Raw genomic sequence first — 11,501 nt, forward strand, 5'->3', positions numbered from 1 at the left:
ATGCCAACTCCTGATATTTCGCCGAGTTCCACCCATGTCGCGATGGTGAGGCGTACAAGGTCGGCATGACCCCGGACATCGGATGCCCGCTTCACGGGGGTAAGCGGGCATCCGATCTTTTGTCTCCGGCGGCCTTGGCCACTCGCGAAAGCCGATAGAGTTCGCGACCATGGCAGGGCGTCCGTTGCACGAAGTAGTGGAAGCCGGATGGGCCACGGCCCTCGAACCCGTCGCCGAGCGGATCTCCGCCATGGGCGACTTCCTCCGGCAGGAGATCACGGAAGGTCGGCAGTACCTTCCCGCGGGGGCGAACGTCCTCCGCACGTTCCAGCAGCCTCTCGGTGAGGTCCGCGTGCTGATCGTGGGACAGGACCCCTATCCCACGCCCGGCCACCCGGTGGGCCTGAGCTTCTCGGTCGCGCCCGATGTCCGGCCGATCCCCGCGAGCCTGGTCAACATCTACAAGGAGTACATGGCCGACCTCGGCTACCCTCAGCCGACCAACGGCGACCTCACCCCGTGGACCGAGCAGGGCGTGTTCCTGCTCAACAGGGTCCTGACGGTGATGCCGGGCAAGCCCGCCTCCCACCGGGGCAAGGGCTGGGAGGAGGTCACCGAGCAGGCCATCAAGGCGCTCGTCGCCCGCGGAGGCCCGCTCGTGGCCATCCTGTGGGGCCGAGATGCGCGTAACCTCCGGCCGATGCTCGGTCAGGTGCCGTGCATCGAGTCGGCCCACCCCAGCCCTCTCTCCGCGCGCAGCGGCTTCTTCGGCTCCCGGCCGTTCAGCAGGGCGAACCAGTTGCTCGCCGAGCAGGGCGCCCCACCAGTCGAGTGGAAGCTCCCCTGATGGCTGCCGATAGGATCACCACCATGAGCGATACAACGGACACGGGACGCTATCTGCGTCTCACCGTCGACCTCGTCGTCGAGGTCATGGACGTGGGCGCCCTTCAGGCGGCGGCTCTCGCGGAGATCCGCGACCCCGAGACGGAGCTGGAGCAGGACGAGCGTCAAGAGCAGATCGAGCTGGTCAACACCGATGACACCGGCGCGGCGGCCCTGCAGTGGCTGATCGAGCCGGACCATGTTCTGGGTCTAGTCGAGCATCTCAGCGACATCGAGCCGCGTGAGGCCATGCTCGGCGTCGAGCCGTCGGACGGCGTCCTCGAGGACGAGGGCGACGAGGACGACCACGACCACGATCACGACGGTCACCAGCACTGACCCGCCCGCCAGGGCTCACACAGGTTCGAGGCGGTGAAGGGGTCCGGCCGGGAGCTCGACGACGATCGGGTCTCCGGGCCGCACCTCACCGCCATCGACGACGATCCCCATGATCCCGGCCTTCCTGACCAGGCCTCCGTCCTCGTCCCGGTCCAGAACCGCTTTCAGCAGTCCGTTCTGGAAGCCGTCGAGCTGCAGGCAGGGATTGCGCAGGCCGGTGATCTCCACCACAGCCGTGTCACCCAGATGAAGCCGCGCGCCCACGGGAAGGCCGAGAAGGTCCAGACCGCGCGTGGTGACGTTCTCCCCCATGTCCCCCGCCCGTACGGCGAAGCCCGCCGCACGCAGTTCGTCGTGCAGCTCCTCGTGGATCAGATGCACCTGCCGCAGATTCGGCTGACCGGGGTCCCGGGCCACCCGGGACCGGTGCTTGACCGTGACCCCCATGTGGGCGTCGCCTTCCACCCCCAGGCCTGCCAGCAGCCGGATGACGTCCTGGTTGGGTTTGCTGAAGGTATGTGCCCCGCTGAGGCTTACCGCCGCCACTGACGCGCTCTGTGCCATCCGCTCCTCCTCATCACCAGACGAGCATCATCTCCCGGCCTCTCGAGTGCGCCGAGCATGCGGACCCGCCGACCCTGGTCAGGGACCGAGCAACTCCTCCCGCTTACCGACCAGCCCGTCGCGCTGACGAGTGAGCTCGCCGGCGCGGGCGGCCAACTGGTTCACCATGCCGTGCACCCACTCGGCCACCTGCTGCACCGCCGTCGCCGTCTGGGCGATCCGCTGATACTTGAGCGCGTCGGTGACGATGTTGTCGAAGAAGGCGTCCGCGAACCAGCGGGTGTCCACCTCCGGCAGCCGTGGAGCGGCCTCCACTCTGACGTCCGCGAGCTCCCTCGCGAACACGTCGAGCGCGCGTTGCGCGTGCCACGCCGCCTCGTCCGCCTTGAGCAGGTGCCCTCGCTTCATCATGTCGGCGAGGCCGCCTCCGCCCAACACGTCCCACGTGGCCGCTCCACGAGCACCCGAGAGATGCCGGAGGAGGTCGCCCACGGCCTGGCCAGCGGCGACTCCCGCCTGATGCGCCTCCTCGTGCTCTCGTAAGTCGGCACGCACACCGGCGAGCCTCGCCGCCACGTCGGCGAGCTCCCGTCCGCGCGGGTCGCCCGACTCGACCAGCATCCGCTCCTTGCGGGCGAGCAGCAGATCGAGCTCCTGATGAGGGCTTCCCTGCTCGACGAGGCCCTCCTCCGCGATCCTGAGGTCGGCGGTCAGCCATTCGAGCCTGACCCGCTGGCCGTCCACCCGCTGTCGCACGGCCGCAGCCTCGGCCCGCTCCCGGGTGAGCCGGTCCTCCCTCCCGCCCGTGAGGCCGGCGATGAAGGAGGCGAAGCCGCCGTGTTCCAGCCGGGCGACGTCGCGATCCTCCTTGGCCGACTCGCGTTCGAGCTCGGCCAGCAGCGCGCGGACCTCGTCGATCTGCCCGATCAGCGTGACGCGTTGGCGGGCGTGCCGCTCACGACGGCGCGCCCGATCCCGGGTCTCGCGCATCTCTTCATCGATCGCATCGAACAGGGTCATATTCCACGAGACGTACGGCAGGGCAGGAAAGTTGCCGCCGCTCGGAAGAGTGTCCGTGAGATGTGGATTCACGCGACGCGGAGCGCGGGCGTACGGCACAGCCATTCGCTGACGGTCCCCTCGAAATCCGCCGGCGGACCGACCCGCAGGCACGACCGGTCGGCCGCGTCGCGCGTCAGCCGTACGTGGAAGGGCTCACGCCCGAGCTCGGGAGAGCCGGAGAAGACGGCGAAGTCGGTGCCCTCGATCCGCAGGTGATCGCCGATCGTGCGGCACCGCGAGCCCGGTTCGCCCCCGAGCCAGGCGAGATGGCCGGCGAGCAGCCGCTCGGCAACGGTGCGGAGCACGTTGACCGTGCACAGGCGGTGGGCGCAGGCCGCGCCGTCCAGCATGACCTCGGGGAGCCCGAACCGCGTGAGCCCCCGCGTCGTCACCCGCAGGCACGTGCAGACGTCGGTGCCGTCCGGGTCCCACGGCGGGCACGAGCGGTCGTCGTCGATGTCGACGGTCCACCCCAGCCAGTCGTCGCCCAGGCGGAAGTCCTGACGTTCGCCCGGGCATGAGGCGCAGTGATAGACGGCTGAGCCGGTCAGCCTGTCCACGATGACCCCACGGTAGGCCTCCGCGACACCGCGCGCCGCCGCGCGGGCGACCTGGGCGGCCTCCGGCTGCGCCTCGACCGGCGCGGTGCTGGAGACCACGACATGATGGCGGGCTCTGGAGACCCGTCTCAGGTCGTCGTCCTTGAGGCCGGTTCGCCGCCAGAGCGAGCGGTCTGCCCTGACCGCCTCCAGTTCCAGGCGCGGCGTGCCGAGCACTTCCATCGCTCTCTTCCGATGTGGTTTTCCCATACGCCACGGGACGATCGACGACAGCTCCACCGGCGCACGGTCCACGGCCACGACGAACACCGACGTCGTCTCCGCGGGAACGGAATAGGTGATCTGCATGGGTCCTCCTGGGGGATCTCGGAAGCCCCACCATGGACGACCCGCCGGGGCGGCCTCCCGCCAGAACCCGGTTCTGTGGATAACGCGCGTTGTCCACAGAACATGCTTCGCCGGACGACGAGACACCGTCGCGGCAGAAGAGATCGCTGTACGGATCGTCGTCGCCCGGGCCGGTCATGTCATACGGAAGACCGGCCCACGGGGACGGAAGGGGAGGGATGCCCCCGCAGGAATCAGGAAGGCGTGCTCGCGCCGAATTCTGACCACGTCACACTCACCGTCGGTGATGACCAGGATGGGCCCGTCTCGGGGAAAGTCGTCGGCCCCTTCGAGCAGACTGATACCCGGCTGGAGAATCGTGCCGCCGCGGCCCCGGACGCGGACCTTCTGGGCTATGTCCTCGACGGGGAGATATCCGGCGTCGTAGGCGGCGGCGTCGCAGAACACGACACGTGCGCGCGGGACGTCCCGGGCCATGGCGTAGGAGGCGATGGCGCCGAGAGCCTTGCCCAGGAGTTTCACGTTCATCGACCCGGAGGTGTCGAGCACCACGCCGAAAGTGGCCTGCCGTACCCGCTCATCGGGACGGGCCCAGCCCGGACGCGGGATGTCGGGTGTGGCCGACTGCCGCCGGGAGGCCCGCGCATACGATCTGCGCCTCTCAACCACTGGGACGTGCGCCTCGAACCATTTGGCGAGTTGGGCGTCCCATTGCAGCGGCGGCTGGTCCAGTGCGCGGATCTCCTCCTCAAGACCGGTCGGGATGTCGCCACGGCCCCCGTCGCGGTGATAGGTGAGTCCGATGGCCAACGCGTTCCGGTAGTACTCGTCGAGATCCACGTATCGACCGGGAGCGCCCGGACGGGGCAACGGCTCCCCCAGGACGTCACCGAGCCCGCGGCCGCGAAGAGTCGCGATCTTCCGGAGCCGGCGCAGGTCTCCGGCGAGTCGCTCGTAAACCGCCTCAGCGGACGACCCGCGCAGCGCCGGGTCGTAGAGCAGACCGTCCGGCATCTCGCCGACGCCCATCTCGACCAGCCAGCCGTTGATGACGTAGTCACACGCCACGTTCCAGAGGTATGGCTCCCGCCAATCGGCCCTGTCGGCGTGACGGAGCGCGGCGTGCAACATCTCGTGAGCCAGCACGAACCGCCATTCGGCGTGCGTCATGGAAACCAGCGGGTTGATGTAGATCTCCGCTGCATGTGCGTTGACCGCGGCGACCGAGATGTCCCAGCCGCGGGCGAGATCGGCGTCCGCGACGATGGTCATCCCGGCCGCCAAGGCACCCAACAATGGATACGAGGAGACGAACCAGCCAAGGGCGACGTCCCAGGGCTTCTTGGCCTGCATCCCTTCGGAACTCCGGGCCCCGCCTACCATCTCGATCGCCCGCGTGGCCGAGGCCGATACTCCGATCGCGAACGATCTCGGGAAATCAAGGCGTTTGGCGACGTCCTCCGAGCCCACGAAGAAATCCGGAAATTTCGGTACTCCTAACTCTGCTGGAATCGCCGTTCGGCGCCACCTGCCGGCCAGTGTTCCCTCGTCCTCACTCGGGAAGTCCAGTGGTAGCGGTTCGGGCGGCCGACCGACCTTGACAGTGCTGAGGAACCGGTCGACGGTCAGGCAACACGCCACGCGATACGCGTGATCCGGGACGCGCTGCCCCGCCATGCGCCCCGTGCCGACGTCGCGCCCCACGTCCCCGGCGGCAGCCGTACGCGGATCGAGATGCCCGAACGCGGCGTGGAGCAGGCAGTGGGCGAACACCCACGCCCACTGATCCACCTCGGCCCGTCGCTTCGGGTGATGGTGCACGGAGCCGTCGGGGGTGATGTATGCCCAGCCGTCCCCGGAAAGCTCTCCGTCAGGAGCGGCGGAGAGCTGACTGCGAAGCGGCTGGAACAGCGGGTGGGCCCGCACCTGGTTCCAGCCCTTCAGTACGGCGTCGCGCCACGGATCGGCCTTGGGCTTCTTGGAGACCACATCAAATCCGGGCGGTGGCCAGGCGGGGCAGGTCCCGGCTTATCTCGACCAGGAACCACGAAGGCAGGACCGGAGCGCCGTCGTCGTCCGTGGCGATCACCAGCTGGGCACACTCAAGGGAGATCTCGGCCAGTTCGATGAGCAACGCCTTGGCGCGGAACGCCAGCTGCCTGCCCACAGGCGACGCGTTGTCCTTGGAAGTCGGCAACCCCTTGATGAGCCTCGCCCGAAACGTCTCAGACAGGAAATAGAGCAGGTCGCGATCGCCGGGGCCGCGCGGCCAGCTCGCGTCGCCCTTGAGCACTGCGTCCAAGTCGTACGCGTGCCGCACGGTCTTGACGTAGGCGCGGAACGCCGACGCGTGCGCCGCCGTCAGTGTGCCGAAGGCCAGGATGGACAACGTCTCATCGTCGATACTCTCGCCGTACGACCAGATGGCGTCCGACAACATGTGCCAGCCACGGGGGGTTGAGAAGGGCTCCTCGGTCTTGGGAGGCGGACTCCACAGATGGTCGGGCCTCTGGACCAGGTAGTCGACGACCCACTGGTGGATGCCGTGATCCGCCGCCCACTTCAGCCAGTCAGTGGCCGATGCCCGCAGATGGATGTGGATCATGCGATTGACGAGCGCGGACGCCATGGGTCTCGCGAGCGCGTTGTCAGTCGCGCGATTGCCGGCGCCGATGACGACCGAGCCGACCGGCAGTTCGTACGTTCCGATCCGCCGGTCGAGGATGAGCGAGTAGAACGCTTTCTGCACCTCGGGCGAGGACGCGTTCAGCTCGTCGAGGAACAGGCAGTACGGCTCGTCCCTGGCGATGGTCTCCGGCGGGGCGAACCTGCTCCGGTCGCCGACGATCTGCGGCACGCCGATGAGGTCCTCTGGGGCGAGCTGGGTGCCGAGGAGCGTGACGCAGTGCAGGCCCAGCGACTCGGCGAACGACTGAACGAGCGAGCTCTTACCGATTCCCGGAGCACCCCAGAGGAACACTGGGCGGACCACTGCGACATGCAGCAGCACGTTGGGAAGCTGCGCCGGGGTGACGGTGAGAGGTGCCTGCACGGCACCGAGATTGCCCGACGGCAAGCGTGCATCGCCACTCGATTTATGGCGAAACGACCCCCGCGCGGCCAGCGGAAAGGCCTACCCGTTCGAACATCTACAGGTCGTTGAAGGGTTGTGCGTAGACGAAACGGCCGCGGATCGACGGGTGGTACCCGGTCAACGGCCTGACCTGGAAGTGCGGGGCCCACTCGGCGACCGGCGGGACGATCCCGTACTCCTCCGCGAGGCCGAAGCCGAACCGCGGGTAGTAGTCAGGATGGCCAAGGAGCACCACCATGGGCTCTCCGAGCGCGTCGGCCGCTCCGAGCACGGCATGCATGAGAGCGTGACCCACACCCTGACGTTGGACGCGTGGAAGCACGCCCAGGGGCCCGAGACCCAGGACGGGCGTCCCGTCGACGTGGGCCCGCGAGCACACCACGTGCCCCACGACGTCGCCGTCCGGTCCGGTCGCGACGAACGACAGCGCGGGCAGCCACGCGTCGCAGGCGCGCAACGCGTCCACCAGGTCCGCCTCGACGACCTGACCGCCGGGGGCCGCCATCGGGGCGAACGCCGCGGTGTGCACCGCGCGGACGGACTCGGCGTCGGCCGCCGTCTCACTTCTGATCAGCATCGGTTCAGACTGCTCGTGCCGATCCGGCCAGTCAATCGAATAACCGGGTCACGTCTGCACGATGGCCAGCGACTGCGCCGGGAGGTAGACGTCGCCCTCCATCAACCGGATGGCCTCGTCGGACGCGAGCAGGATCCGCTTGGCGCCGGGCGAGAGCCGTACGGGCACGGGAAGGCCGCCGAAGTTGGCCAGGACGCGCAGCGAGCCGCGTTCCATGACCAGGAAGTGCCGGTCCTCGTCGTGGCGGACCTTCACCCGGTCGAGCCGGGGGTCGGCGAGCTCGGGGTAGGTCTTGCGCAGCGCGATCAGGTCGCGGTACCAGCCTAGCAGCGACACGGCGCCGTCCTCGGACGGCTCGTCCCAGTCCAGTTTCGAGCGCAGGAAGGTGGACTCCTCCTGCGGGTCGGGGGCCTTCCAGTCGTAGCCGAACTTCTCGAACTCGATCCTGCGGCGCTCTCCCTCGTTCTCGGCGAGCGAGGGTTCGAAGTGGTCGGTGAAGAAGTAGAAGGGCGTTCCCGCCCCCCACTCCTCGCCCATGAAGAGCATCGGCGTGAACGGCGAGGACAGCAGCAGCCCGGCGGCGAGCCACAACTGCTCGGGCTCCATCCGGTCGCCGAGGGGGCGGTTGCCGATCTGGTCGTGGTTCTGCACACAGCAGACGAACCGGTAGCCGGGCACGCCTGCCGCCGACCGCCCGTGGCTGCGGCCGCGGAAGCTCGAGTACGTGCCGTCGTGGAAGTATCCGCGGGTGAGCACCTTCGCCAGCGCCGACAACGAGCCGAAGTCCGCGTAGTAGGCCTGGGTCTCCCCCGTGACGGCGGAGTGCAGCGCGTGGTGGACGTCGTCGTTCCAGGTCGCGTCCAGGCCGAAGCCGCCGGACTCGCGGGGCGCCACCAGGCGGGGGTCGTTCAGGTCCGACTCGGCGATCAGCGTCAGCGGCCGGCCCAGGCTGGTCGACAACGCCTCCACCTCGGCCGTCAACTCCTCCAGGAAGTGCGTCGCGCGCGAGTCGTGCAGCGCGTGCACGGCGTCGAGGCGCAGCCCGTCGATGTGGTAGTCGCCCAGCCACTGCAGCGCGTTCTCGATGAAGTAGCGCCGCACCTCGTCCGAGCCGGGGCCGTCGAGGTTGACGGCGTCGCCCCAGTAGGAGCCCTTGAAGTCGTGGAAGTATGGCCCGAACTTGGCGAGGTAGTTCCCCGAAGGCCCCAGATGGTTGTAGACCACGTCGAGGATCACGCCGAGCCCCGCGCGGTGGCAGGCGTCGACCAGCATCTTGAGCCCGTCGGGCCCGCCGTACTCCTCGTTGACGGCGTACAGGTCGACGCCGTCGTAGCCCCAGTTGCGCCGCCCGGGCACGGGGGGCACCGGCATGAGCTCGATGAAGTCGACGCCGAGAGACACGAGGTGGTCCAGCTTGCCGATCACGCCGCGGAAGGTGCCCTCAGGGGTGAAGGTGCCGACGTGCAGCTCGTAGATGACCGATCCGCGCAGGTCACGGCCGCGCCAGTCCTGGTCGCCCCAGGTGAACCTCGCGTGGTCGCAGACTCGGCTCGGACCCTCGACGCCGTACGGCTGCCGCCGCGTCCTCGGGTCGGGGTAGGGCCCGCCGCCGTCGACGTAGAAGGCGTAGTCGGTGCCGTGCTCGTCCCCGGCCGCGGTCCACCATCCGCCACCTCCCGGCGACATCTCGTGCCTGGTCCCCCCGGACTCGACCTCGACGCGTGCCGCTTGGGGCGCCCAGACCTCGTACATGCCCCTCCAGGTGTCGGGGCGGCCGCGAGGCCGCCGTCCAGCAAGAGTCTCCCCGCCCCCGGCCGGGATTCACCGTTCCAGGATCGCGACGGGGTATCGGGACAGCAGGTGCCCCAGGGGGATCCGGCCGGTGTGCCGCCACCCTGTGAGCAGATCACGCCAGTTCCCCGGCGGCAACATCAGCGTGTCGGCCCCCCAGCCGCCTCGCCGTTCGAGCCTGGCGGGCAGCCGGGTCGCCACGGTCACCGCCCGGTCTCCGCGGGCGAAGGCCACCGCGTGCTCCCCGGCCTCGATCGGCTCGTACGGCAGGGCAGGATCGAGCCGCCTCCTCAGGTTCAGCGCGGTGGTGGTGACGAGCATCTTCTGGCCGTCCCAGCTGTCGTCGGGGCGCTCGAGGAGCGCACGCCGTCTCTCGAAGTCGACCGGCCGCCGGTTGTCCGGGTCGACGAGCGAGAAGTCGGTGATCTCGGAGCCCTGGTAGACGTCCGGGATGCCCGGCATCATCAGCTGCACGAGCTTCTGCCCGAGCGAGTTGATTCGGGCGTACCGGTCGACCACCGCGGTGAAGGACGCCACGGAGGCACCGCAGACGTCGACGGCCCGCTGCGCGAACTCCCTGATCCCCGCCTCGTACGCCGGGTCGCGGTTCTGCCACGAGATGGAGGTCTTGGCCTCGCGGGCGGCCTTGAGCAGGTAGCCGGTGAACCGCTCGGTCGTGATGGGCCACGACGCCATGAGCGTCTGCCAGGCGAGGTAGTCGAGCCGGGGGTCGAACGCCACGGACGAGGTCCACGAGGCCACGGCGCGGGCCCACTCCTCCGGCATCTCCGACAGCACGGCCAGCCTGGCCCTGACGTCCTCCGACCGTTTGGTGTCGTGGGTCGACAGGGTGGTCATGGTCGTCGGCGGCAGGCTCGCGCAGAACGCGTGGAACTCGGCCGGGGAGACCCCGAACCTGTCGGGCTCGCCGCCCACCTCGTTGAGGGCGGCGAGGGGATACCACCGGTAGAGCGCGGTGTCCTCGACGCCCTTGGCCATGACCGGGCCGCAGGTCTGCTGGAACCTGGTCACCGCCTCGGCGGGGCCGTACAGGACGAGGTTGGCCGTCTTCTCGACGGCGTCGGGGTCGGTGTGGGCGGCCGCGTGCGACGCCGCCGACTGGACGATCGCGACCGACTCGGCGGACGGCTGCTCGCCGGGGTTCACATACGCCCGGTAGACGGGCATGGCGGCCAGCAACTCGACGGCGGCGTCGCGCAGGCCCGGGTCGCCGAAAGCCGCGACCAGCCGGTCGACCTCGCCCCGGAAGAACAATTCGATGACGTGCTTCTTCGCCTCGTACCGGACCGACTCGTAGGACGCGGACACACCGGTGTGCCGGGTGAAGGTCTCGACCAGCGAGTCCCGGCCGGCCGGGTCGACGAACAGCCGCGTGATCATGTTGAGAGCGTCGTAGCCCGTGGTGCCGTCGCACGGCCAGTCGCCGGGCAGCCGCTCGTCGTCAATGAGGATCTTCTCCACCCACAGCGGGCCGGGCACGCGCGGGCGGAGCCGCTCCAGATAGCCGCGCGGGTCGGCAAGGCCGTCGGGGTGGTCGACCCGCAGGCCCTCGATGACGCCCTCGCCGACCAGCGACAACATCAGGGCGTGGCTGGCCTCGAAGACCTCGGGGTCCTCCACTCTCAGGCCGATCAGGGAGGAGACGTCGAAGAACCGCCGGTATCCGGGGCTCTCGCGCCAGTTCACGAGCCGGTAGTGCTGGGCCTCCAGCAACTCGGGCAGCGGCAGGTGCTCGGTGCCCGGGCGGATCGGGAACTCGTGGTCGTGGTAGCGCAGGACGGACCCGTCGGCCACGAGCCCGTCGGGTTCGTCGCCGAGGACCGGAAGGGCGACGGGCCACTGCACGTCGAACCACCGTGCGAACGGAGAGTCCGGGCCGTCCCGCAGGGCCGCCCAGAGCGGGGCGTTTCCGGACTCGGGCTGTGGCACGGTCATGTGGTTGGGCACGATGTCGGCGATCAGCGGAAGGCCCTGTGCTGCGAGGTCGCGCAGGGCGTCGGCTCCGCCGAACTCGGCCCGGATCCGGCCGTGGTCCACGACGTCGTAGCCGTGCTGGGAATCGGGGACCGCCTGCAGGACGGGCGACAGGTAGAGCCGGCCCACTCCCAGATCCCGGAGATACCCCGTCAGCCGGGCCACCTCCGGGAAGCCGAGATCAGGTGTGAGCTGCACACGATAGGTCGACGTCACGGCACCGCCCTTCCACGAGTCCCCGGGGCATGTCCCATAGTGCCCGCCACCGGGACACCCCGCCATACAC

Annotated in this window: 10 protein-coding genes; 2 read left to right on the top strand and 8 right to left on the bottom strand. The window is 69.2% G+C overall.

Going from position 1 to position 11,501, the window contains the following annotated elements:
- Nucleotides 1-169 precede the first annotated feature (169 nt).
- Together Pph01_RS18195 and Pph01_RS18200 are read left to right on the top strand one after the other, a co-directional pair.
- Nucleotides 170-847: a uracil-DNA glycosylase gene (locus Pph01_RS18195; protein ID WP_204074295.1), complete on the top strand. Its 678-nt coding sequence runs from the start codon at nucleotides 170-172 to the stop codon at nucleotides 845-847.
- Between the two features lie 23 nt (nucleotides 848-870).
- The gene (locus Pph01_RS18200) at nucleotides 871-1,224 is read left to right on the top strand and encodes a hypothetical protein (protein ID WP_204074296.1); all 354 of its coding nucleotides are present in this window, start codon (nucleotides 871-873) and stop codon (nucleotides 1,222-1,224) included.
- Nucleotides 1,225-1,239: 15 nt separating this feature from the next.
- Here Pph01_RS18200 and Pph01_RS18205 read toward each other — a convergent pair whose 3' ends face one another.
- From Pph01_RS18205 to treY, 8 genes are all read right to left on the bottom strand, one after another.
- Nucleotides 1,240-1,788 (bottom strand): MOSC domain-containing protein, encoded by a 549-nt coding sequence (locus Pph01_RS18205; protein ID WP_204074297.1) that lies wholly within the window; start codon nucleotides 1,786-1,788, stop codon nucleotides 1,240-1,242.
- Nucleotides 1,789-1,866: 78 nt separating this feature from the next.
- On the bottom strand, nucleotides 1,867-2,808 hold the full coding sequence (locus tag Pph01_RS18210) for a hypothetical protein (protein ID WP_204074298.1): 942 nt from the start codon (nucleotides 2,806-2,808) through the stop codon (nucleotides 1,867-1,869).
- A gap of 68 nt (nucleotides 2,809-2,876) precedes the next feature.
- Nucleotides 2,877-3,758, bottom strand: a complete 882-nt coding sequence (locus tag Pph01_RS18215) for a hypothetical protein (protein WP_204074299.1) — start codon at nucleotides 3,756-3,758, stop codon at nucleotides 2,877-2,879.
- A gap of 174 nt (nucleotides 3,759-3,932) precedes the next feature.
- A complete protein-coding gene (locus tag Pph01_RS18220; RefSeq protein ID WP_204074300.1) occupies nucleotides 3,933-5,747 on the bottom strand; it encodes a vWA domain-containing protein in 1,815 nt (604 codons plus the stop codon).
- 1 nt (nucleotide 5,748) lies between these two features.
- A complete protein-coding gene (locus Pph01_RS18225; RefSeq protein WP_204074301.1) occupies nucleotides 5,749-6,810 on the bottom strand; it encodes an AAA family ATPase in 1,062 nt (353 codons plus the stop codon).
- Nucleotides 6,811-6,907: 97 nt separating this feature from the next.
- A complete protein-coding gene (locus Pph01_RS18230) occupies nucleotides 6,908-7,429 on the bottom strand; it encodes a GNAT family N-acetyltransferase (RefSeq protein ID WP_204074302.1) in 522 nt (173 codons plus the stop codon).
- A gap of 48 nt (nucleotides 7,430-7,477) precedes the next feature.
- Nucleotides 7,478-9,181, bottom strand: a complete 1,704-nt coding sequence (gene treZ, locus Pph01_RS18235; RefSeq protein ID WP_204074303.1) for a malto-oligosyltrehalose trehalohydrolase — start codon at nucleotides 9,179-9,181, stop codon at nucleotides 7,478-7,480.
- Nucleotides 9,182-9,250: 69 nt separating this feature from the next.
- A complete protein-coding gene (gene treY / locus Pph01_RS18240; protein WP_239116807.1) occupies nucleotides 9,251-11,431 on the bottom strand; it encodes a malto-oligosyltrehalose synthase in 2,181 nt (726 codons plus the stop codon).
- Nucleotides 11,432-11,501: the final 70 nt, after the last annotated feature.

This window comes from Planotetraspora phitsanulokensis (assembly GCF_016863295.1).
In the GTDB taxonomy this organism is placed as follows: Bacteria; Actinomycetota; Actinomycetes; order Streptosporangiales; family Streptosporangiaceae; genus Planotetraspora; species Planotetraspora phitsanulokensis.